This is a genomic window from Mycobacterium sp. RTGN6, assembly GCF_033804605.1.
Lineage (GTDB): Bacteria > Actinomycetota > Actinomycetes > Mycobacteriales > Mycobacteriaceae > Mycobacterium.
In genome coordinates, this window is the sequence record NZ_JAPZKZ010000001.1 from 19,184 (window position 1) to 41,508 (window position 22,325).

Genomic DNA, 22,325 nt, shown 5'->3' on the forward strand with positions numbered 1-22,325 from the left:
GGGTCCCGCCCGCCGGTTCAGAGGTCGAACACGAGCAGCGTGCTCGTCGCGGTGGCGACGACGGCGCCGGTGGCGTCGGTGACGACGCCCTCGGTGAAGCCGACGCGCGACCCGGACTTGACCACGGTGCCCGTCGCGGTCAGCAGCCCGCTGCCGAGCCGAACCGCCTTGAGGTAGTTCACCTTGATCTCGATCGACGTGTAGCCCTTGCCCTGTGGCAGCGCGCTATGCAGCGCGCAACCGGCGACCGAGTCAAGCAACGTGCACACGAGGCCGCCGTGGATGGCGCCGATGGGGTTGTACGCCGACTCGTCGGGCCGGCAGGTGAACACCACCTGGCCGGGTACGGCCGACACGAGCGCGAACTCCATGAGCCCGGAGATCGGCGGCGGAGGCAACGTGCCGTCGATCATGGCGTTCAAGTAGTCGATTCCGGCCATCGAAAGCCCGCGCGCGGTCGTCGGCGTCGGATCGTGCCATTCGACGACCTTGGAGCGACGCTCGCCCCAACCGTTGTCGATGGTGGTTTCGGTGAGCTCGGCGGTCACGGGGTCTCCTCGCGGTCGGTGAAGGTCGAATATCTGCGTTGCCGGTCGGGATCGCCCGAGTCGACGGCGTACGCCGTGCCCCAGGTGAGCAGCGCGTCGAGCACGGGGAGCAGGGCGTGACCGGAATCGGTGAGCCGGTACTCGTCGCGTGGTGGGTGCGTCTGATACGGCACCCGGACGACGACGCCCGCTTCCTCGAGCGCCTTGAGCCGCGCCGCGATGCGGTCCCGGGGCGCCCCGGTGCCGCGCACGATGGTGCTGAACCGGTTGGCCCCGAGTGCGATCTCCCGCACGACCAGAAGCGCCCAGCGCTCGCCGACGAGGTCCAGCGCCGCGGCGATGGGACACGGCCGGCCGGGCAGCGTGGCGAGTGGAGCGGTGGTCACTAGACCAGGTTGCCAGAAGTCAGTTTGATAATCAAACTTACGGGTCTTGACGACCCTGGTTACTGTCTCGGCGAGGTCGAACGTCGCGGCATGTGCTACCAACGGCACGTGACCACGACGCCGTTCGACGACCTCGACACCTACCTCGCCCTGCCCCGCGTTTCCGGGTTGGCGGTCTCGCCCGATGGATCCAGGGTGGTGACGGCGATCGCCGAACTGAACGAGAAGCGCACCGAATACGTCAGCGCGCTATGGGAACTCGACCCCGCGGGGGTGGCGCCCGCCCGACGGTTGACGCGCGGCGCAAAGGGAGAGGCCTCACCCACCTTCACCGCCGATGGCGACCTGTTGTTCACCGCGGTGCGGCCACGGGCCGACGGCGCCGATCCTGACGACAAGCCGGTCGCCTCCCTGTGGCGACTCCCCGCTGCGGGCGGCGAGGCCGTCGAAGTGCTCGCGCTCGCGGGCGGCGTCGACGGGGTGCGCACCGCGCGCGAGGCCGACGTCACCGTGGTCAGCGCCTCGCTGCTGCCGTCGGCCGGCGACGTCGACGACGACAAGCGATTGCGGGCCGTGCGCAAGGACGCCAAGGTGTCGGCGGTGCTGCACACGGGTTACCCAGTGCGGCACTGGGACCACGACATCGGACCCGCGCAGCCGCATCTGCTCGATGTCGCCGGACGGCGGGATCTGACACCCGACCCGGGCCAGGCCATGCGCGACGCGCACCTCGACGTCAGCCGCGACGGCCGCTTCGTCGTCACGTCGTGGCAGGTACCTGCGCCGCGCGCCGCCATCCGGTCGGTGTTGATGCGCATCGACGTCGCGACCGCCGAGCGCACCGTCGTGGCCGACGATGACGGTGCGGACCTGTCCGCCCCGGCGATCTCACCGGACGGGACGTCGGTCGCATTCGTTCGCGAGACCATCTCGACGCCGACCCAAGCGCCGCGAGTCACGTTGTGCGTCATGCGCTTCGGTGAACCGTTCGCCGAAATCGCCACCGACTGGGACCGGTGGCCCAGCTCGATCACATGGGCCGACGACGGAGCGACGTTGGTCGTGACCGCCGACGAGGGCGGGCGCGGGCCGGTCTTCCTGGTCGATCCGGTCAGCTCGGCGGTCACCAGGCTCACCCACGACGACTTTGGCTACACCGACGTGCGCACCGCGCCGGGCGGGGTCAGCTATGCGCTCCGCAACTCCTACGCGACGCCGCCGCACCCGGTGCGCATCGATCGCGACGGTGCCGTTTCGGTGCTGCCGTGCATCGAATTCCCCACGCTGCCAGGCGAGTTGACCGAGCTGACAGTGACCACCGACGACGGCACGGTCGTCCGGTCGTGGTTGACGCTGCCCGCAGGCGATCAACCGGCACCCCTGGTGTTGTGGATTCATGGCGGTCCACTGGGCAGTTGGAACGCGTGGCACTGGCGGTGGAACCCGTGGCTGCTCACCGCGCAGGGGTACGCGGTGCTGATGCCCGATCCGGCGCTGTCGACCGGCTACGGGCAGGAGTTCATCCAACGCGGATGGGGCGCCTGGGGTTTCGCGCCCTACACCGACCTCATGGCGGCCACCGACGCCGCGTGCGCTCACCCCCGGGTCGACGAGACCCGCACCGCCGCGATGGGCGGGTCCTTCGGCGGCTACATGGCGAACTGGATCGCGGGCCAGACCGCTCGATTCGACGCGATCGTGACGCACGCCAGCCTGTGGGCACTCGACCAGTTCGGACCGACCACCGACGGCGCGTACTGGTGGGCCCGCGAGATGACCACCGAGATGGCCGACCGGAACTCGCCGCACCGCCATGTCGGCGCCATCGCGACCCCGATGCTGGTGATCCACGGCGACAAGGACTATCGCGTGCCCATCGGTGAGGGACTGAGGCTGTGGTACCAGTTGCTTTCGGAGTCGGCGGTGCGTGCGGCCGACGACGGCACCAGCCCGCACCAATTCCTGTACTTCCCGACCGAGGGGCATTGGGTGCTGGCTCCCGGGCACGCCAAGATCTGGTATCAGGTGGTCACCGCGTTCCTCGGCAGACACCTGTTGGACGAGGAAGGTGAACTCCCCGAGGCCCTCGGCTGACCTTCGCGACGGGGTTCCACCGACCGGTAGGTTGGGTGCATGGCCGCAGCGCAGCGTGAGTTCGACATCGTCCTGTACGGCGCGACGGGCTTCGTCGGAAAGCTGACCGCGCAGTACCTCGCCCAAGCCGGTGGCACCGCGCGAATCGCGTTGGCCGGCCGGTCCGTCGACCGGCTGCGCGCAGTGCGCGACGCACTGCCGGAGGCCGCAGGGGAGTGGCCGCTGATCGCCGCCGACGCGTCGTCGCCGGAGACGCTGGATGCCTTGGCCGAGCGGACGCGAGTGGTGATCACCACCGTCGGGCCCTACACGAAGTACGGGCTGCCGATGGTCGCCGCGTGTGCCAAGGCGGGCACCGACTACGCCGACCTCACCGGTGAGACGATGTTCATCCGCGAGAGCATCGACCTCTATCACAAGCAGGCCGCCGACACCGGAGCGAGAATCGTCCATTCGTGCGGATTTGATTCCATCCCTTCAGATCTCACCGTGTACGCGCTGCACAAGCGAGTGGTCGAGGATGGAACGGGTGAACTCGGCGAGACCAACCTGGTGGTGCGCTCGTTCGCGGGCGGCGTTTCCGGAGGCACGCTCGCCTCGATGATGGAAGTGTTGGAGACGTCGTCGTCGGATCCCGACGCGCGACGCGCGATGGCCGACCCGTACACGCTGTCGACCGACCGAAATGTGGAACCAGAGCTCGGGCATCAGTCGGACACTCCGTGGCGGCGAGGCAGGGACATCGCGCCAGAACTCGACGGCATCTGGGTCGGCGCCTTCGTGATGGGGGCGACGAACTCGCGAATCGTGCGCCGCAGCAACGCGCTGCTCGACTGGGTCTACGGGCGCGCACTTCGCTACTCCGAGACGATGAGCATGGGTTCCTCGGTCGTGGCACCGATCGCCGCCGCGATGGGCACCGCCGGGAACGCGGCCGTGGTCGGGTTGGGCAGCCGCTACTTCAACAAGTTGCCACGCCGCCTGCTCGAGCGCATCGCCCCCAAACCGGGCACCGGGCCCAGCGAACGGGCCAGGGAAAACGGGCACTACCGCGTCGAGACCTACACCACCACGTCCACCGATGCGCGCTACCGGGCCACGATGGCGCAGCGAGGCGACCCCGGCTACAAGGCGACGGCGGTGCTGCTCGGGGAGTGCGGGTTGGCGCTGGCCTTCGACCGCAACAAGCTCTCCGACCTCGTGGGCGTGCTGACCCCCGCGGCGGCGCTCGGCGATGCTTTGCTGGTCCGGCTGCCCGCGGCGGGTGTCACGCTGGAGACCGTCCGGCTGTCCTGATCAGGCCGCGCCGAACTCCTGTCAGCCAAGATCGAAACGACTAGTGTCGAAAACGCGATTGCGCAAACATCCCAGCGACGAAGGTGGACATGTCATGGCTGGTCTCGACGAGCTCTTCAACGAGATTCCGGTACAACAAATTGCGGCCCAGTTAGGTGCTGACGAAGGCGAGGTGAACACCGCCATCAGGACGTTGGTGCCTGCGCTCGTCGGTAGCCTGCAGCACAACGTCGCGGCCGACGACGTCGATACGAGCGGGCTCGAGTCCGCTGTCACCGAGCATGCGGCCAGCGGGCTGCTCGACGGTGGCGTCAGCGTCGACCAGGTCGACGCGAAGGACGGCGAGAAGATCGTCGCCAACATCTTCGGTGGCAACGACACCAACACCGTCGCCTCGGCGTTGGCCGGCGGTGGAGCGGGCAGCAGCGGTCTGCTCAAGCAGCTGCTGCCGATCCTGGCGCCGATCGTGTTGGCCTACATCGGCAAGCAGCTGACGAAGGGCGGGGGAGGCGCAGCCGCACCCGCCGAGGCTCAGGCGTCCGGTGGCGGCGGGCTCGGCGACGTTCTTGGCAGCATCCTCGGCGGCGCTGGCGGAGGTGGCGGCAACAATCCGCTCGGCAGCATCCTCGGCAGCGTGCTCGGGGGCGGCCAGGGTGGCGGCGGGCTCGGCGACATCCTTGGCGGGCTTCTTGGCGGCAAGAAGTAACCCAGCGGCACCAGACATAAAAGCCCCCGCACGCCCGGCGTGTCGGGGGCTTTTATGTCTGCTGGCCGATGCTTCCTAGACTGTCGAGGTGACCGCCACCTCCAAACCCGCCGAAGATCCCGGGGCGCAAGCGCTGCCCAAGTCGTGGGATCCGAGCGCGGTAGAGGCTGACCTGTACCAGGGTTGGGTGGACGCCGGCTACTTCACGGCGGACGCCACCAGCGGCAAGCCGCCCTATTCGATCGTGCTGCCCCCGCCGAACGTCACGGGCAACCTGCACATGGGCCATGCGATGGACCACACGCTCATGGACGCACTGACGCGCCGCAAGCGAATGCAGGGCTACGAGGTGCTGTGGCTGCCCGGCATGGACCACGCGGGCATCGCCACCCAGAGCGTCGTCGAGAAGCAGCTCGCCGCCGACGGGAAGACCAAGGAGGACTTCGGCCGCGAACTCTTCATCGACAAGGTCTGGGACTGGAAGCGCGAGTCCGGCGGAACCATCGGCTGGCAGATGCGCGCGATTGGCGACGGCGTCGACTGGAGCCGCGACCGCTTCACCATGGACGACGGCCTGTCACGGGCGGTGCGGACGATCTTCAAGCGGCTCTACGACGCCGGGCTGATCTATCAAGCCGAGCGGCTGGTGAATTGGTCACCGGTGCTTCAGACCGCGATCTCCGACCTCGAGGTGAAGTACGAGGACGTCGAGGGCGAACTCGTGTCGTTCCGCTACGGCTCGATGAACGACGACGAACCGCACCTCGTCGTGGCCACTACCCGCGTCGAGACGATGCTGGGGGACACCGCGATCGCCGTGCATCCCGACGACGACCGGTACCGGGACCTGGTCGGCAAGACGTTGCCGCACCCCTTCCTGACGCGGGACGTCCTGATCGTCGCCGACGCGCACGTCGACCCCGAATTCGGCACGGGCGCCGTCAAGGTCACCCCGGCGCACGACCCGAACGACTTCGAGATCGGACTGCGGCACCAGCTGCCGATGCCGACCATGTTGGACACCAAGGGCCGGATCACCGGTACCGGAACCGAATTCGACGGCCTCGACCGCTTCGAGGCCCGGGTGGCGGTGCGGGAGGCGCTGGCGGCGGAGGGTCGGATTGTCGCGGAGAAGCGGCCCTACCTGCACAGCGTCGGACACTCCGAGCGCAGCGGGGAGCCCATCGAGCCGCGCCTGTCGCTGCAGTGGTGGGTCAAGGTCGAATCCCTGGCCAAGGCCGCGGGTGACGCAGTCCGCAACGGCGACACGGTGATTCACCCCGCGAGCCTTGAGCCGCGCTGGTTCGGCTGGGTCGACGACATGCACGACTGGTGCATCTCGCGTCAGCTGTGGTGGGGGCACCGCATCCCGATCTGGCATGGCCCGGGCGGCGAGAAGGTGTGCGTCGGCCCCGACGAGACTCCGCCGGAGGGCTGGGAGCAGGACCCCGATGTGCTCGACACGTGGTTCTCGTCGGCGCTCTGGCCGTTCTCGACCATGGGGTGGCCGGACGCCACGCCGGAACTCGAGAAGTTCTATCCCACCAGCGTTTTGGTCACCGGGTACGACATCCTGTTCTTCTGGGTCGCCCGCATGATGATGTTCGGCACCTTCGTCGGCGACGACGACGCGATCACCCAGGGCGGCCGGCGCGGGCCGCAGGTGCCGTTCCAGAACGTCTTCCTGCACGGGCTGATTCGGGACGAGTTCGGCAGCAAGATGAGCAAGTCCAAGGGCAACGGCATCGACCCGCTGGATTGGGTGCAGGCCTTCGGCGCGGACGCCCTGCGGTTCACCCTTGCCCGTGGCGCAAGCCCGGGGGGCGACCTGTCCATCGGTGACGACGCCGCCCGCGCGTCGCGCAACTTCGCCACCAAGCTGTTCAACGCCACCCGGTTCGCGTTGATGAACGGCGCCGCACTGGCGCCGCTTCCCGGACTCGACGAACTCACCGACGCCGACCGGTGGATCCTTGGCCGGTTGGAAGAGGTTCGTGCCGAAGTGGATTCGGCCTTCGACGGCTATGAATTCAGTCGTGCCTGCGAATCGCTCTACCACTTCGCCTGGGACGAGTTCTGCGACTGGTACCTCGAGCTCGCCAAGGTCCAGTTGTCGGACGAGGGCGCCGCCGGATCCACCAATGCGGTGCTCGCCACGGTGCTGGACGCGCTGCTGAAATTGCTTCATCCGGTCATGCCGTTCGTCACCGAGACGCTGTGGAAGAACGTGACCGGCGGCGAGTCCGTCGTCATCGCCGAGTGGCCGGTGTCTTCCGGCATCGTGTTGGATGCCGTTGCTGCCCAGCGCATCACCGACATGCAGAAGCTCGTCACCGAGGTGCGTCGGTTCCGCAGCGACCAGGGCCTCAACGATCGTCAGCGGGTACCTGCCCGGCTGGTGGGTGTCGGCGACGCCGACCTCGAAGCCCAGGTGCCCGCCGTCCAGGCGCTGGCGTGGCTGACCACGCCGGGAGCCGGCTTCACGCCATCGGCGTCGGTCGAAGTGCGGCTCTCGCGCGGCACGGTCGTCGTCGACCTCGACACCTCGGGCACGGTCGACGTGGCCGCCGAGCGGCGCAGGCTGGAGAAGGACCTCGCGGCCGCGGAGAAGGAATTGGCGCAAACCGCAGCCAAGTTGGGCAACGCCGAGTTCCTGGCCAAGGCGCCCGACGCCGTCGTCGACAAGATCAAGGCGCGGCAGCAGGTGGCGCGCGAAGAGGTGGAGCGCATCACGGCTCGCCTGTCCGGGCTCAAATGACCGAACCCACGCCGGACGAGGTCGCGGCGCTGTTTCAGGTCGAGCACCTGCTCGATCAACGGTGGCCCGAAACGAAACTCGAGCCGAGCACCACGCGGATCACTGCGTTGATGGAGTTGTTGGGCTCACCGCAGCGGAGCTATCCGAGCATCCACGTGGCGGGCACCAACGGCAAGACGTCGGTGACGCGGATGGTCGACGCGCTTCTGACGGCGCTGCACCATCGCACCGGACGCACGACCAGCCCGCACCTTCAGTCGGCCGTCGAGCGCATCTCGATCGACGGAAAGCCCGTCACGCCAGCGCAGTACGTCGACACCTATCGCGAAATCGAGCCCTTCGTCGAACTCGTCGACGCGCAGTCCGAGGCCGCAGGCGGGCCCAAGATGAGCAAGTTCGAGGTCGTCACCGCCATGGCGTTCGCAGCCTTCGCCGATGCGCCGGTCGACGTCGCGGTCGTCGAGGTCGGGATGGGCGGGCGTTGGGACGCCACCAACGTCGTGGACGCCCCGGTCGCGGTCATCACCCCGATCGGACTCGACCACACCGACTACCTCGGTGAGCACATCGCGGAGATCGCCGCCGAGAAGGCGGGCATCATCGCCAGGCCCACGGACGACCTCGTTCCCACCGACACCGTCGCCGTGATCGGACGACAACTGCCCGAGGCGATGGAGGTGCTACTCGCCGAGTCGGTCCGCACGGACGCCGCGGTGGCCCGCGAGGACTCGGAGTTCGCGGTGCTCGACCGTCAGATCGCGGTCGGGGGACAGGTGCTTCAGTTGCAGGGGCTCGGCGGGGTGTACCCCGAGATCTTCCTGCCCCTGCACGGTGAGCACCAGGCGCACAACGCCGCGATCGCGCTCGCGGCGGTCGAGGCCTTCTTCGGTGCAGGCGCCGACCGGCAGCTCGACATCGACGCGGTCAGGGCGGGTTTCGCCGCCGTCACCAGCCCGGGCCGACTCGAACGAATGCGCAGTGCCCCAACGGTGTTCATCGACGCAGCCCACAACCCGGCGGGCGCCGCGGCACTGGCCGACGCGCTCGGCCAGGAATTCGACTTCCGGTTCCTGGTCGGGGTGATCTCGGTGATGTCGGACAAGGACGTCGACGGCATCCTCACCGCGCTGGAACCCGCCTTCGACCAGGTGGTCGTCACCCACAACGGGTCGCCCCGCGCGATGGACGTCGAGGCGCTGGCCTGGCGGGCCGAGGAACGGTTCGGCCCCGACCGGGTGATCACGGCGACGACGCTGGCGGACGCCATCGAGATCGCCACCGCGCTCGTCGAAGAAGCAGGCATCGATGACGGCTTCTCCGGCGCCGGAATGGTGATCACGGGCTCGGTGGTCACCGCGGGCGCCGCGCGCACCTTGTTCGGACGGGACCCGGAATGACCGACGAACCAGGCGGCACGCCGGCACCTCCGGACCCGTGGAAGAGCTTCCGCGGCGTCATGGCGGGCACGCTGATCTTGGAAGCGATCGTCGTGCTGCTCGCCTTGCCCGTCGTCTCCTTTTCCCACGGCGGCCTGACTCCGCTCAGCGGTGGGTTCCTCATCGGCTTCGCGGTGGCCTTGGTGCTGCTTGCGGGGATGCAGGGCCGGCCGTGGGCGCTGTCGGCGAACCTCGCGATGCAGGTGGTGCTCGTCGCGGGGTGGTTCGTGCATGCCGCCATCGGGTTCATCGGCGTGGTGTTCGTCGGGGTCTGGGCGCTGATCGCGTACCTGCGTGCCGAGGTCAAGCGCCGTCAGGAGCACGGCCTGCTGCCCGGGCAGCAGGCCCCGCCTACTGACGAGTAGGCTTCTGCGACGTGACGGAGCGGACACTGGTTTTGGTCAAGCCCGACGGCGTCAAGCGACACCTCGTCGGGGAGATCCTCAGCCGAATCGAACGCAAGGGGCTGACCATCGTGGCCCTCGAACTCAAGACCGTCGGTGACGACCTCGCCCGCGCTCACTACGCCGAGCACGAGGGAAAGCCGTTCTTCCCGTCGCTGCTCGAGTTCATCACCTCTGGACCCGTGGTCGCGGCCATCGTGGAGGGTCCGCGGGCGGTTGCCGCGTTCCGGCAGATCGCCGGCGCCACCGATCCCGTGGAGAAGGCCACCCCGGGCACGATCCGCGGTGACCTGGCCCTCGTCACCCAGGACAACCTCGTGCACGGCTCGGATTCGCCCGATTCGGCGGTCCGCGAGATCGACCTCTGGTTCCCCGGACGTTAGCTGCTGAGGCCGGTTCGTCAGATTCCACGCCGTGATGTGGGATACTGGCCTCGGGTGACCTGCTTCACCGAGCACGTTGCAGTGGCGTGGGCCACCCGGATGAAGACTCAAGACGAGCGCGACCACCTAGGAAATTCCGAGTGCGGCGCGAAGTCCAGCCATCATTCAGCCAGGCACCGAGGGTTCCCCAGAGCCGCTCGGAGCGAGACCACAACAAGCTCGGGAACTTCCCGGGCCCATAGCGGAAGCCCTCGCGTGGCCGCGTCGACACGACGCGCCCGGGGGCTTGAGGAGAATACGTGCCCGACAATGACTTGTCTGAAGCCCAGGATTACGACGCAACAGAAGAGGCCCGACACGAGGATGTGCCGGCGCCCCTGAGCGGCGATTCCGACGGTGACGATGCGCCTGTGGGCGCCAATCTGTTCAGCGCCGTCGATCCGGCCGCTGGGTACCCCAACGGCGTCTCGGCACCCGAGCCCGTCGAGGCCCAGCCGGAGCCCAGCGCCGACGCGGAGCCAGCAGCCGTCGACGACGACGAGCTGCCCGTGGTCGCCGACGCCGAGCCCCCGGTGGAGGACGAGCCCGAGTCACGGCTGATGCTCGAGGCCCCGGCGCCGGCCCCGGAGCCGGCTGAGGCCCCGCCCGCCGACTACCTGCCGCTGTTCGTGGCGCCGCAACCCGTGGCGTTCGTGCCGGTACCCGTGGTCGAGGTCGAGGAAGACGACGACGAAGACGATGACGCGTCCGACGACACCGACGACACTGACGACACCGACGACGATCAAGCCGACAGGCCTGCCGCACGGCGGCGGCGCCGCGGACGGCGTGGCCGGGGCCGCGGTCGCGGTGAGCAGAGCGCCGACGACGACGGTGACGACGCGCCGGACGACTCGGGTGAGACGGCCGACTCCGACGACGACGATGACGACGACGACTCCGACGACGGGACCAACGGCGACGGGGCCACCCGCCGCCGGCGTCGCCGCCGGCGGCGCAAGTCCGGCGCGGCCGACGGTGACGACGGCCCGGCGTCGCCCGACGACCCGCCCAACACGGTCGTGCACGAGCGGGCGCCGCGGGAGAAGTCCGCGAAGAACGCCAAGGATCCCGACGAGATCCAGGGCATCAGCGGCTCGACCAGGCTGGAAGCCAAGCGGCAGCGTCGCCGCGACGGCCGCGACGCAGGTCGCCGCCGCCCGCCGATCCTGAGCGAGGCCGAGTTCCTCGCCCGTCGGGAGGCTGTCGAACGGGTGATGGTGGTGCGCGACAAGGTCCGCATCGAACCGCCCCACGAAGGCGCTCGCTACACGCAGATCGCGGTGCTCGAGGACGGCGTCGTGGTCGAACACTTCGTCACCTCCGCGGGGTCGGCCTCGCTGGTCGGCAACATCTACCTCGGCATCGTGCAGAACGTGCTGCCCTCGATGGAGGCGGCGTTCGTGGACATCGGCCGCGGCCGCAACGGCGTCCTGTACGCGGGCGAAGTGAACTGGGAGGCCGCCGGGCTCGGTGGCGCTCAGCGCAAGATCGAACAGGCGCTCAAGCCGGGCGACTACGTCGTCGTGCAGGTGAGCAAGGACCCCGTCGGACACAAGGGCGCGCGGCTGACCACTCAGGTGTCGCTGGCCGGGCGCTACCTGGTGTACGTGCCGGGCGCGTCCTCGACCGGGATCAGCCGCAAGCTGCCCGACACCGAACGGCAACGGCTCAAGGAAATCCTGCGCGAGGTGGTGCCCGCCGATGCCGGCGTCATCATCCGAACCGCATCCGAGGGCGTCAAGGAAGACGACATCCGCACCGACGTGAATCGGCTGCAGGAGCGTTGGACGGAGATCGAGGCGAAGGCCACCGAGGTGACGGCCAAGTCGGCGGGCGCCGCGATCGCGCTCTACGAGGAGCCCGACGTCCTGGTCAAGGTCATCCGCGATCTGTTCAACGAAGACTTCTCCGGGCTCATCGTGTCGGGCGACGATGCCTGGCAGACGATCGACGAGTACGTGAATTCCGTTGCGCCCGAACTGGCGCCGCGGATGACTAGATACCAGCCCGCGGTCGAGGATGGCCCCGACGTGTTCGCGGTGCACCGCATCGACGAGCAGTTGACCAAGGCGATGGACCGCAAGGTGTACCTGCCGTCCGGCGGCACCCTGGTGATCGACCGGACCGAGGCCATGACCGTGGTCGACGTGAACACCGGCAAGTTCACCGGCTCGGGCGGAAACCTCGAGCAGACGGTGACGCGCAACAACATCGAGGCCGCCGAAGAGGTGGTCCGCCAGCTGCGACTGCGCGACATCGGCGGGATCATCGTCGTCGACTTCATCGACATGGTGCTGGAGTCCAACCGCGACCTGGTGCTGCGCAGGCTCACCGAGGCGCTGTCCCGGGACCGCACGCGACACCAGGTGTCGGAGGTGACGTCGCTGGGCTTGGTGCAGCTGACGCGCAAGAAGCTCGGCACGGGCCTGATCGAGGCCTTCTCGACGAACTGCACCCTCTGCGCAGGCCGCGGCATCGTGTTGCACAGCGACCCCGTGGACTCTGCGCCGTCCGCCGGACGCAAGTCGGAGTCCAGCGGGCGACGCAAGCGTGGCAAGAAGGGCGCCCGCCCCGACGACGACGTGCAGGTGGCCACGGTGCCCACCCATTCGCACGGTGAGCACCCGATGTTCAAGGCGATGGCTGCCGCGGTTCGTCCCGAGGACGGCGACGAGGACGAAGGTCTCGACGACGAGGCCATCGACGAGTCGACCGACGCCTCGGTGGACGCGCCGACCGAGGACGTGGCGGAACTGGTCACCGACGAGGATTCGGACGAATCCGAATCCGAATCCGACTCCGCCGAAGACGAAACCGACGACGTCGAACTCGACGAGGACGACGAGGACGCCATCGAGGACGACATCGTCCTGATCGACGAGGATTCCGACGACGAATCCGACGACGACGATGACGATGATGACGACGACGAGGACGACGATGAGTCGGACGACGAGGACGACGACTCGGACGACGATTACGACGACTCGGATGAGGTTGACGACGACGATGACGACTCGGATGACGCTCCGGTCGAGGTCGCACGGGTCGGCAGGCAGCGCAGACGCGCGGCGGCTCGCCCGGCAGGCCCACCAGCCGGCGTCGACTGACGGGGCGGTTTGACCCCTTACCCGCTGGTCACGTAACCTTGAGCAGTTGTCTGTCGGCTCGCTTGAATTCGAGCCGGTGACAGTGGGGGACAACCGAGACCCCGCACCCCAGACCCGCGCTCGCAACCTTCGGGTAGCGCGCGCCCGCAACAGACGTAGAGGATGACGACAACGATGGCGACGTACGCAATCGTCAAGACCGGCGGCAAGCAGTACAAGGTCGCGGTCGGAGACATAGTCAAGGTCGAGAAGCTCGAGCTCGAGGCCGGCGCCTCCGTCTCGCTTCCCGTCGCGCTCGTCGTCGACGGCGCAAAGGTCACCACCGATGCCAAGGACCTCGAGAAGGTCGCGGTCACCGCGGAGGTGCTCGAGCACACCAAGGGTCCCAAGATCCGCATCCACAAGTTCAAGAACAAGACCGGCTATCACAAGCGCCAGGGCCACCGTCAGAAGCTGACGGTCGTCAAGGTCACCGGAATCAAGTAGCGAGGGAGCGAACCAATGGCACACAAGAAGGGCGCTTCCAGCTCGCGCAACGGTCGCGACTCGAATGCTCAGCGACTCGGCGTCAAGCGCTTCGGCGGCCAGATCGTCAAGGCCGGCGAGATCCTGGTCCGCCAGCGCGGCACCCACTTCCACCCCGGCGTGAATGTCGGCCGCGGTGGCGACGACACGCTGTTCGCCACTGCACCCGGTGCGGTGACGTTCGGCGTGAAGCGTGGTCGCAAGACGATCAACATCGTCCGCGTCCCTCGACCGGGGTCTGATGTCGCCGCCGGGGCGGCTCCGGAGGCCTAGAGGCCTGAGGACTTTCCGCGAATGTGAAGCTGCCGCGAGTTCTCTCGGGAAATCACGGAACAGCTTCACAGGCGGGAAGGACAGGCGATGCCCCGGTTCGTCGACCGCGTCGTCATTCATGCGAAGGCGGGCAACGGCGGTCACGGTTGCGCTTCGGTGCACCGTGAGAAGTTCAAACCACTCGGCGGCCCCGACGGCGGCAACGGCGGTCGTGGTGGCAGCATCGTGCTCGTCGTCGATCCGCAGGTGCACACCCTGCTCGACTTTCACTTCCATCCTCATGTCGACGCCCCGTCCGGAAAGCCGGGTCAGGGCAACAACAAGGACGGCGCCGCAGGTGGCGATCTCGAGGTGCGGGTGCCCGACGGCACCGTCGTCCTCGACGAGGCCGGTCGAATGCTCGCCGACCTGGTCGGTGACGGCACCCGTTTCGACGCCGCCACGGGCGGGCGCGGTGGGCTCGGCAACGCCGCGCTGTCGTCCCGCGCGCGCAAGGCCCCCGGCTTCGCGCTGCTCGGCGAGAAGGGCCAGACTCGCGACCTCACCCTCGAGCTCAAGACCGTCGCCGACGTCGGACTCGTCGGCTTCCCCTCGGCGGGCAAGTCGTCGTTGGTCTCGGTGATCTCGGCGGCCAAGCCGAAGATCGCCGACTATCCCTTCACGACGTTGGCGCCGAATCTGGGAGTGGTCTCGGCGGGTGACCACACCTTCACCGTCGCCGACGTGCCCGGGTTGATTCCCGGCGCATCCGAGGGGCGAGGGCTTGGCCTGGACTTCCTGCGGCACCTCGAGCGCTGCGCGGTGCTGGTCCACGTGGTCGACTGCGCGACCATGGATCCCGGCCGCGACCCGATCTCCGACATCGACGCGTTGGAAGCAGAGCTCGCCGCGTACACGCCGACGCTGCAGGGTGATTCGGCGTTGGGCGACCTCGCGGAACGACCGCGGGCCGTCGTGTTGAACAAGATCGACGTACCCGATGCGCGTGAGCTGGCCGACTTCGTCCGCGACGAAGTTGCCGAACGCTACGGGTGGCCGGTGTTCGAAGTGTCCGCCGTCACCCGAGACGGACTGCGGCCGTTGACGTTTGCGCTGTGGGACATCATCGCGGCATACCGCGCCGCTCAGCCCGTCGTCGCGCCGCGCCGTGCCGTGATCCGGCCGGTCGCCGTCGACGACAGCGGGTTCACGGTGGTGGCCGACGGCGAGGGCGGCTTCCGCGTGCGTGGAACGCGGCCCGAACGCTGGGTCAGCCAGACGGATTTCACGAACGACGAGGCGGTCGGCTACCTCGGCGATCGGTTGGCCCGACTCGGCGTCGAAGACGAGTTGATCAAACAGGGTGCCCGACCCGGTTGCGCCGTCACCATCGGCGACGTGACCTTCGACTGGGAGCCGCAGACGCCTGCTGGTGTCGACATGACGATGTCCGGGCGCGGCACCGACATCCGACTCGAGCAGACCGATCGGATCGGCGCCGACGAGCGCAAGATAGCCCGGCGGGAGCGTCGCCGCCCCGGCGGTGACGAATGACCAGCGCGCACCGCGATGCCGTCCGCACCGCGCGAAGCGTCGTCGTCAAGGTCGGCACCACCGCGTTGACCGCGCCCAACGGCATGTTCGACGCGAGCCGACTTGCCACCTTGGCCGACGCGATCGAAGCGCGGATGAAGGCGGGTTCGGACGTCGTCATCGTGTCCTCGGGTGCCATCGCGGCGGGTATCGAGCCGCTCGGACTGACGCGGCGGCCCACCGATCTGGCGACCAAGCAGGCCGCGGCCAGCGTCGGCCAGGTGGCGCTCGTCAACGCGTGGAGTTCGGCGTTCCACCGCTACGGGCGGACCGTCGGCCAAGTGCTGCTGACGGCGCACGACATTTCGATGCGTGTGCAGCACACCAACGCTCAGCGCACGCTCGACCGGTTGCGCGCGCTGCACGCCGTCGCGATCGTCAACGAGAACGACACGGTGGCCACCAACGAGATCCGGTTCGGCGACAACGACCGGCTCTCGTCGCTCGTCGCTCATCTGGTCGGTGCCGACGCCCTTGTGCTGCTGAGCGACATCGACGGCCTCTACGACTCCGACCCGCGAAAGTCGGATGCGCGCTTCATTCCCGAGGTCGCCGCCCCCGACGACCTCGACGGCGTGGTGGCGGGTGGCGGAAGCAGGCTCGGCACTGGCGGTATGGCCTCCAAGCTGTCCTCGGCGCTGCTGGCTGCCGACGCTGGGGTGCCCGTGCTGCTCGCCGCCGCAGCTGATGCGGGCAAGGCGCTCGACGACGCCTCCGTCGGCACGGTTTTCGCGCCGCGGGCCGAACGCATGTCGGCGCGCCGATTTTGGTTGCGCTATGCCGCCGAGTCGGCGGGCGCGCTGACGCTCGACGACGGTGCCGTGCGGGCGGTGGTGAAACAACGTCGCTCGCTGTTGCCCGCCGGGATCACCGCAGTGACGGGGCGCTTTCACGGTGGGGACGTCATCGAGCTCCGCGGATCCGATGGCGACACGGTGGCGCGAGGCGTGGTGGCCTATGACGCAACGGAACTCGCGGGGATGATCGGGCGCTCGACGTCGGACCTGCCTGCCGAGCTACGTCGGCCCGTGGTGCACGCCGACGACCTCGTCGCCGTCTAGGGCGCCTCGAGATACAGTGCGCCCCAGACGATCTGGGTCAGGGTGCGCGCCAGCTCGGCGTCGTAGGACGGCGGCCCGCCCGGCAGATTCTGTTGGCAGGTCCGCTCGGTCATCCAGGTGAGCGTGCTGGCGGCGGTCGCCGCCGACAGTTCGCGACGGATGCTGCCGTCCTCCTGTCCCGCCTCGATGACGGCGGTGAGCCGCGCCGCGATGGCCGTGAGGATGTCGCGATAGGTGGTGCCCACCTGTGGGTCGTAGCCGGCCATCTCGTTGAGCGCGACGAGCAGCGGTTGGTGACGTCGGTAGCTGGCGACGAGTTCGGTCATCGCGGCCAGTACGTCTGCCGGGTCGCGTCGACGAGCGACACCCCACCAGAGTTCTGCGGCGCCCGCGAGGTCGTCGAAGACCTGGCCCGTAAGGCGCCTCAGCAAGTGGCCCTTGTCCTCGAAGTAGATGTAGAAGCTGGCGCGGGAGATCCCCGCCTCGGTGGCTAGTCGGTCGACGCTGAGCTCGGTGAAGCTGGCTCCGTCGGCCATGAGGCGCTCGGTGGCGTCGAGCAGCTGGCGCTCGATCTGCTCGCGCCGCTCCTGCCGCTTGGCCTGCGGCTTCCTCGTCATCGACGGCATGTCCCAAGCGTAGCGGGAAGCAATGCACCTTGACTAGACATAGTGTCTAGACTTATCGTCACAGTCATGACTGTGTCGCCGCTCACATCGGTTCCATCACGGCCCTACGACCCGACCGATCTGTCCTCGCGGGCGTTCTGGTCCACCACCGCCGCCGACCGCGAAGTGGCGTTCGCCGAACTTCGTGCGCAACGTCCCGTCAGCTGGCACCCGCCTGTCGAGGACGCGCTGATGCACGACCCGAACGACCCCGGCTACTGGGCAATCACCCGGCACGCCGACATCGTCGCCGTCAGTCGCGATAGCGAGACCTTCCTGTCGGGCAAGGGCGTGCTGTTCGAGAACGTGCCCGAGGAGCTGCTCGAAGCGTCACAGTCATTCCTGGCGATGGATCCGCCGCGGCACACCGTGATCCGCAAGGTCGTGCATGCCGCCTTCACCCCGCGCCAGGTGCGCCGCATCGAGGACTCGATCAAGGCCAACGCCCGCGACATCGTCGGCGAACTCCGATGGACGGGCAGCGGAGCCGACTTCGTCGAACACTGCGCCAAGGAACTGCCTATCCGCACGCTGTCCGACATGGTCGGGATTCCGGCGTCCGAACGCGAGCAGGTGGCACACGCCGCCGACGCGATGGTGTCGACGGGAGATCCAATGTTCCTCGACGGGCGCAACCCGTTGGAAGTGCTGGTGACCGCTCAGATGCACCTCCACCAGGTGGCGGGGTCATTGGCCGCTGACCGGCGTGAGCACCCTGGAGACGACCTGATCAGCGCACTGGTGCACGCCGAGGTCGACGGCGACCGGCTCACCGACGCAGAGGTCGCGGCGTTCTTCGTACTCCTTGCGGTCGCTGGCAACGACACCACCCGACAGACCACGTCCCATGCGATGAAGGCGCTCACCAACTTTCCCGATCAACGTGCGTGGCTGATGAGCGCCTTCGATGACCGGATCGGAGGCGCCGTCGAGGAGTTCGTCCGCTGGGCGACTCCGGTGATGACGTTCCGCCGCACCGCATCCCGCGACTGCGTGGTGGGCGAGCAGCCGATCGCCGAGGGCGAAAAGGTGGTGATGTTCTACGCGTCGGGCAACTTCGACACCGACGTGTTCGACGCGCCCCATCAGCTCGACCTTGGGCGCAAGCCCAACCCGCACGTCGGATTCGGTGGCGGCGGACGGCATTTCTGTCTCGGCGCGCACGTCGCCAGGGCTCAGTTGCGGGCGATCTTCGCCGAACTGCTCACCCAGCTGCCCGACATCCAGGCGGGCGAACCCGACTACGTGGCAGGCAATTTCATCCACGCAGTCCGCGCGATGCCGGTCAGCTTCTAGCGCGCCGAAATCGCTGGGGTGAGCTCGTCGGCGAGCAGGGCCAGCATCTCCGAGCAGCCCGCGTCGACCTTGACGGTCGCCAAATCGTCGCCGCGAGTGGGCCCGCGGTTGATGATCGCAATCGGCATGCCCGCGGCGGCCGCCTGCCGGACGAAGCGCAGCCCGGAGAACACCGTCAATGACGAGCCCGCGACCAGCAATGCGTCCGCCTCATCGACCACGGAATGGGCTTGGGCGACGCGCTCTTTGGGTACGTTCTCACCGAAGTAGACGATGTCGGGCTTGAGCATGCCGCCGCACTGCGGGCAGTCGACGTACCGGAACGACGCCGTCTCCGAGACCATCGCGTCCGCGTCGGGCGCCACCGCGATGCCGCCGACCTTCTCGGCCCGCTCGAGGAAGCCCGGATTCAATGCCTCCAACTCTGCGGCCAGCGCCGCGCGCGTCATGGTGTGCTCGCATGCCAGGCAGACGACTCTGGAGTAGGTGCCGTGGAGGTCGATGACGGTCGTGCTGCCCGCCTTGGTGTGCAACAGATCGACGTTTTGCGTGATGACGCCGGTGACGACACCGGTGGCTTCGAGGCGGGCCAGCGCGCGGTGCCCCGCATTGGGCAGGGTGGCGTCCATGTGCCGCCAGCCGACGTGGTTGCGCGCCCAGTACCGTTGCCGGAACTCCGGATCCGACGTGAACTGCCGGATGGTCATCGGGTTGCTCGGCGGTGAGTCCGGGCCGCGGTAGTCCGGGATGCCCGAGTCGGTGGACAGGCCCGCGCCGGTGAGCACGGCAATGCGCTGACCTGCGAGCACGTTGATCAGTTCGGGAGCTGCAGGACCGTTCATCGGTGTCCAGGGTAGGCGACCTGCGACAATTGAGCCGTGGACTTCCATTCCGCCTACCGGCACGGCTTCGTGCGGGTGGCCGCGTGCACCCACCACACCACGCTGGCCGACCCCGCCACCAACGCGGAATCCGTGCTGCGGCTGGCCCGCGACTGCCACGACGACGGCGTCGCGCTTGCGGTGTTCCCGGAGTTGACGCTGTCGGGCTACTCCATCGAGGACATCCTCCTGCAGGACGGACTGCTCGACGCCGTCGACGTCGCGGTGGCCGACGTCGTCGCGGCGTCGCGAGAGCTCCTGCCGGTGCTCGTCGTCGGGGCCCCGCTGCGCCACCGCAACCGGATCTACAACACCGCGGTGGTGATTCACCGCGGCACCGTGCTAGGCGTCGTGCCCAAGTCCTACCTGCCGACCTACCGTGAGTTCTACGAGCGTAGGCAGCTCGCCCCTGGTGACGACGAGGGCGGCACCGTCCGCGTGGCGGGCGCCGACGCGCCGTTCGGCCCCGACCTGTTGTTCGCCGCCGCCGACCTTCCGAACTTCGTCCTGCACGTGGAGATCTGCGAGGACATGTGGGTGCCGATCCCGCCCAGCGCAGAGGCCGCGCTGGCGGGCGCGACGGTGCTCGCGAACCTGTCGGGCAGCCCCATCACGGTCGGCCGAGCCGACGACCGCAAGCTGCTGGCTCGCTCGGCGTCGTCGCGGTGCCTGGCCGCCTACGTCTACGCAGCCGCTGGCGAGGGGGAGTCGACCACCGACCTGGCGTGGGACGGCCAGACGATGATCTACGAGAACGGGCTGCTGCTCGCCGAATCCGAGCGCTTCCCCAAGGGGGAACGACGCAGCGTCGCCGATGTCGACACCGAACTGTTGCGCGCGGAGCGCATCCGGATGGGCACGTTCGACGACAACCGCAAGCACCACCGCGGGCGCACCGACGAGTTTCGGCGCATCGAGTTCGTCGTTGACCCGCCGCCCGGTAACATCGGCCTGCTCCGCGAGGTGGAGCGGTTCCCGTTCGTACCCTCGGATCCGCAGCGGCTGCAACAGGATTGCTACGAGGCATACAACATCCAGGTGTCGGGGCTGGAGCAGCGGTTGCGTGCGCTGAACTACCCGAAGGTGGTCATCGGCGTCTCGGGTGGGCTGGACTCCACCCACGCGTTGATCGTGGCGGCGCGCGCGATGGACCGGGAGGGCCGGCCGCGCAGCGACATCCTCGCGTTCACCATGCCCGGCTTCGCCACGGGCGAGCGAACCAAGGGCAATGCGATCGCGCTGGGCAAGGCGCTTGGCGTGACGTTCGAAGAGCTCGACATCCGCGACACCGCAACGTTGATGCTCACGGAGCTGGGGCACCCGTTCTCGCGTGGCGAGCACGTGTACGACGTCACGTTCGAAAACGTGCAGGCCGGGTTGCGCACCGACTACCTGTTCCGGCTGGCGAACCAGCGTGGCGGCATCGTGCTGGGCACCGGTGACCTGTCCGAGTTGGCGCTGGGTTGGTCGACGTACGGTGTCGGCGACCAGATGTCGCACTACAACGTCAACGGCGGAGTGCCCAAGACACTGATCCAGCACCTGATCCGGTGGGTGATCGCGTCGGAGCAGTTCGACGACGAGGTCAACCGGATCCTGCAGTCGGTGCTCGAGACCGAGATCACGCCCGAGTTGGTGCCGACAGGTGAGGACGAACAGGTTCAGAGCAGTGAGGACAAGGTCGGACCCTATGTCCTGCAAGACTTCTCGCTGTACCAGGTGCTGCGCTGGGGGTTCCGGCCGTCGAAGGTCGCGTTCCTGGCCTGGCACGCGTGGGGTGACGTGCAGCGCGGCGACTGGCCCGCGGGATATCCCGCCGACAAGCGCCCGGCCTACTCACTGGCCGAAATCCGGCACTGGTTGACGGTGTTCGTGCAACGGTTCTATTCATTCAGCCAGTTCAAGCGGTCGGCGCTGCCGAACGGCCCCAAGGTTTCCTCGGGTGGCGCGCTGTCACCGCGCGGCGACTGGCGCGCTCCGTCGGACATGTCCGCGCGGGTCTGGCTCGACGAGCTCGAGCGCAACGTGCCGAAGTCCTGACGCCAACTGGCTCTCGCGTGTGACAGGATCGTTAATTGTGGGGGGTCCGAACGACGGAGCGCCGTTGGTGTCCGCGGCCGCGGGTGTACCGCTGCACCGTCAGCTGTTCCTCGTCCTTCACGACGAGATCGTCCGCGGCGCATTGGATCAGGGTGATCCGCTGCCCACCGAGCAGACGTTGTGCGACCAGTTCGGCGTTTCCCGCATCACCGTGCGGCGCGCGCTCGCCGATCTGGCGGCCGTCGGCCTGATCGAACGCCGCCACGGCGTGGGGTCGTTCGTACTCGAGGCTCCCGCGACGGGCCAACGCGACGTCGGCGGCTCGTACCTGGACGAAATGCGCCAGGTGGAGTTCGAGACCGAGGTGGAGGTGCTCGAGTTCGGCGTGCGAGCAGTTCCACGCCCCGTCGCCGAACAGCTGAGGTCAGACGATCGCGCACTGCATGCGCTGAGACTGCGTCGCGCCCGCCGAACCGGTGAGCCGCTGATGACCACCGAGACGTGGCTGCCCGTCGCGCTTGCCGAGACCATCACCAGGGATGCGCTCGTCGCCAGCCCGCTCTATCGACTACTCGCGGAAGCGGGAGTCGCGTTGGGGCGACTCGACCACGAGTTCACGGCCGAGCTCGCCGGGCCGCGGAGCGCCCAGCTGTTGGGCACGGCGATCGGTGCGCCGCTGATCCGCGTCAACCGAGTGGCGTTCGCGGACGGCGAGCCACACCACGTGATGTCGATGGTGTTGTCGCCGAGCCGAAGTCGGGTCGTGCTGAACCAATCCGCTGCCGAGGTGGAGTCCAGCACCGGGCTGGCGATCGCCCACGACGTCCGCAGGCCCATCGCTTGACGCCA

Annotated in this window: 19 protein-coding genes; 15 read left to right on the forward strand and 4 right to left on the reverse strand. The window is 68.3% G+C overall.

The window, feature by feature from the left end; genetic code table 11:
* Positions 1-17: 17 nt before the first annotated feature.
* Complete coding sequence (locus tag SLQ33_RS00100) at positions 18-548, reverse strand: PaaI family thioesterase (protein ID WP_319451749.1); 531 nt, start codon at positions 546-548, stop codon at positions 18-20.
* Entirely contained in the window at positions 545-934 is a 390-nt protein-coding gene (locus SLQ33_RS00105) for a helix-turn-helix domain-containing protein (protein ID WP_319451750.1), read from the reverse strand. Before SLQ33_RS00105 ends, SLQ33_RS00100 begins: the two co-directional genes overlap by 4 nt.
* Positions 935-1,024: 90 nt before the next feature.
* Here SLQ33_RS00105 and SLQ33_RS00110 point away from each other — a divergent pair, with 90 nt between their 5' ends.
* The 12 genes from SLQ33_RS00110 (at position 1,025) to proB (ending at position 16,594) form a co-directional block, all read left to right on the forward strand.
* On the forward strand, positions 1,025-3,028 hold the full coding sequence (locus tag SLQ33_RS00110) for a S9 family peptidase (RefSeq protein WP_319451751.1): 2,004 nt from the start codon (positions 1,025-1,027) through the stop codon (positions 3,026-3,028).
* A 39-nt stretch (positions 3,029-3,067) separates the two neighbouring features.
* Positions 3,068-4,324, forward strand: coding sequence for a trans-acting enoyl reductase family protein (locus SLQ33_RS00115; protein WP_319451752.1), 1,257 nt, complete (start codon positions 3,068-3,070; stop codon positions 4,322-4,324).
* Between the two features lie 94 nt (positions 4,325-4,418).
* Positions 4,419-5,030, forward strand: coding sequence for a DUF937 domain-containing protein (locus tag SLQ33_RS00120; RefSeq protein WP_319451753.1), 612 nt, complete (start codon positions 4,419-4,421; stop codon positions 5,028-5,030).
* A gap of 88 nt (positions 5,031-5,118) precedes the next feature.
* On the forward strand, positions 5,119-7,788 hold the full coding sequence (locus tag SLQ33_RS00125) for a valine--tRNA ligase (RefSeq protein ID WP_319451754.1): 2,670 nt from the start codon (positions 5,119-5,121) through the stop codon (positions 7,786-7,788).
* Positions 7,785-9,185 (forward strand): bifunctional tetrahydrofolate synthase/dihydrofolate synthase, encoded by a 1,401-nt coding sequence (gene folC / locus SLQ33_RS00130; protein WP_319451755.1) that lies wholly within the window; start codon positions 7,785-7,787, stop codon positions 9,183-9,185. The genes SLQ33_RS00125 and folC overlap by 4 nt, the downstream gene beginning before the upstream one ends.
* Positions 9,182-9,589 (forward strand): DUF4233 domain-containing protein, encoded by a 408-nt coding sequence (locus SLQ33_RS00135; protein ID WP_319451756.1) that lies wholly within the window; start codon positions 9,182-9,184, stop codon positions 9,587-9,589. The genes folC and SLQ33_RS00135 overlap by 4 nt, the downstream gene beginning before the upstream one ends.
* A gap of 11 nt (positions 9,590-9,600) precedes the next feature.
* The gene (gene ndk / locus SLQ33_RS00140) at positions 9,601-10,011 is read left to right on the forward strand and encodes a nucleoside-diphosphate kinase (protein ID WP_319451757.1); all 411 of its coding nucleotides are present in this window, start codon (positions 9,601-9,603) and stop codon (positions 10,009-10,011) included.
* 299 nt (positions 10,012-10,310) lie between these two features.
* Entirely contained in the window at positions 10,311-13,163 is a 2,853-nt protein-coding gene (locus SLQ33_RS00145; RefSeq protein ID WP_319451758.1) for an Rne/Rng family ribonuclease, read from the forward strand.
* Positions 13,164-13,337: 174 nt separating this feature from the next.
* Positions 13,338-13,649: a 50S ribosomal protein L21 gene (rplU, locus tag SLQ33_RS00150; RefSeq protein ID WP_319451759.1), complete on the forward strand. Its 312-nt coding sequence runs from the start codon at positions 13,338-13,340 to the stop codon at positions 13,647-13,649.
* 15 nt (positions 13,650-13,664) lie between these two features.
* The gene (gene rpmA / locus SLQ33_RS00155; protein WP_319451760.1) at positions 13,665-13,961 is read left to right on the forward strand and encodes a 50S ribosomal protein L27; all 297 of its coding nucleotides are present in this window, start codon (positions 13,665-13,667) and stop codon (positions 13,959-13,961) included.
* A gap of 87 nt (positions 13,962-14,048) precedes the next feature.
* On the forward strand, positions 14,049-15,494 hold the full coding sequence (gene obgE / locus SLQ33_RS00160; protein ID WP_319451761.1) for a GTPase ObgE: 1,446 nt from the start codon (positions 14,049-14,051) through the stop codon (positions 15,492-15,494).
* Positions 15,491-16,594 (forward strand): glutamate 5-kinase, encoded by a 1,104-nt coding sequence (gene proB, locus SLQ33_RS00165; RefSeq protein WP_319451762.1) that lies wholly within the window; start codon positions 15,491-15,493, stop codon positions 16,592-16,594. The genes obgE and proB overlap by 4 nt, the downstream gene beginning before the upstream one ends.
* Here proB and SLQ33_RS00170 read toward each other — a convergent pair.
* Positions 16,591-17,220 (reverse strand): TetR/AcrR family transcriptional regulator, encoded by a 630-nt coding sequence (locus SLQ33_RS00170; protein WP_319451763.1) that lies wholly within the window; start codon positions 17,218-17,220, stop codon positions 16,591-16,593. The genes proB and SLQ33_RS00170 overlap by 4 nt on opposite strands.
* A gap of 66 nt (positions 17,221-17,286) precedes the next feature.
* Between SLQ33_RS00170 and SLQ33_RS00175 the strand changes: the two genes are divergently transcribed.
* Positions 17,287-18,555: a cytochrome P450 gene (locus tag SLQ33_RS00175; RefSeq protein ID WP_319451764.1), complete on the forward strand. Its 1,269-nt coding sequence runs from the start codon at positions 17,287-17,289 to the stop codon at positions 18,553-18,555.
* On the opposite strand, the gene SLQ33_RS00180 is transcribed toward SLQ33_RS00175, so the two are convergent.
* Complete coding sequence (locus SLQ33_RS00180) at positions 18,552-19,397, reverse strand: NAD-dependent protein deacetylase (protein WP_319451765.1); 846 nt, start codon at positions 19,395-19,397, stop codon at positions 18,552-18,554. The two genes, SLQ33_RS00175 and SLQ33_RS00180, sit on opposite strands and share 4 nt — an antisense overlap.
* A gap of 36 nt (positions 19,398-19,433) precedes the next feature.
* Here SLQ33_RS00180 and SLQ33_RS00185 point away from each other — a divergent pair, with 36 nt between their 5' ends.
* Together SLQ33_RS00185 and SLQ33_RS00190 are read left to right on the forward strand one after the other, a co-directional pair.
* Positions 19,434-21,476 (forward strand): NAD(+) synthase, encoded by a 2,043-nt coding sequence (locus SLQ33_RS00185; RefSeq protein ID WP_319451766.1) that lies wholly within the window; start codon positions 19,434-19,436, stop codon positions 21,474-21,476.
* Between the two features lie 37 nt (positions 21,477-21,513).
* A complete protein-coding gene (locus SLQ33_RS00190) occupies positions 21,514-22,320 on the forward strand; it encodes a GntR family transcriptional regulator (protein WP_319451767.1) in 807 nt (268 codons plus the stop codon).
* Positions 22,321-22,325 lie beyond the last annotated feature (5 nt).

Bases quoted from the DNA above. Each gene is read 5' to 3' on its own strand.
- SLQ33_RS00110 (WP_319451751.1), top strand. From the start codon at position 1,025: ATGTGCTACCAACGGCACGTGACCACGACGCCGTTCGACGACCTCGAC.
- SLQ33_RS00115 (WP_319451752.1), top strand. From the start codon at position 3,068: ATGGCCGCAGCGCAGCGTGAGTTCGACATCGTCCTGTACGGCGCGACG.
- SLQ33_RS00120 (WP_319451753.1), top strand. From the start codon at position 4,419: ATGGCTGGTCTCGACGAGCTCTTCAACGAGATTCCGGTACAACAAATT.
- folC (WP_319451755.1), top strand. From the start codon at position 7,785: ATGACCGAACCCACGCCGGACGAGGTCGCGGCGCTGTTTCAGGTCGAG.
- SLQ33_RS00135 (WP_319451756.1), top strand. From the start codon at position 9,182: ATGACCGACGAACCAGGCGGCACGCCGGCACCTCCGGACCCGTGGAAG.
- rplU (WP_319451759.1), top strand. From the start codon at position 13,338: ATGGCGACGTACGCAATCGTCAAGACCGGCGGCAAGCAGTACAAGGTC.
- rpmA (WP_319451760.1), top strand. From the start codon at position 13,665: ATGGCACACAAGAAGGGCGCTTCCAGCTCGCGCAACGGTCGCGACTCG.
- obgE (WP_319451761.1), top strand. From the start codon at position 14,049: ATGCCCCGGTTCGTCGACCGCGTCGTCATTCATGCGAAGGCGGGCAAC.
- proB (WP_319451762.1), top strand. From the start codon at position 15,491: ATGACCAGCGCGCACCGCGATGCCGTCCGCACCGCGCGAAGCGTCGTC.
- SLQ33_RS00170 (WP_319451763.1), bottom strand. From the start codon at position 17,220: ATGCCGTCGATGACGAGGAAGCCGCAGGCCAAGCGGCAGGAGCGGCGC.
- SLQ33_RS00175 (WP_319451764.1), top strand. From the start codon at position 17,287: ATGACTGTGTCGCCGCTCACATCGGTTCCATCACGGCCCTACGACCCG.
- SLQ33_RS00180 (WP_319451765.1), bottom strand. From the start codon at position 19,397: ATGAACGGTCCTGCAGCTCCCGAACTGATCAACGTGCTCGCAGGTCAG.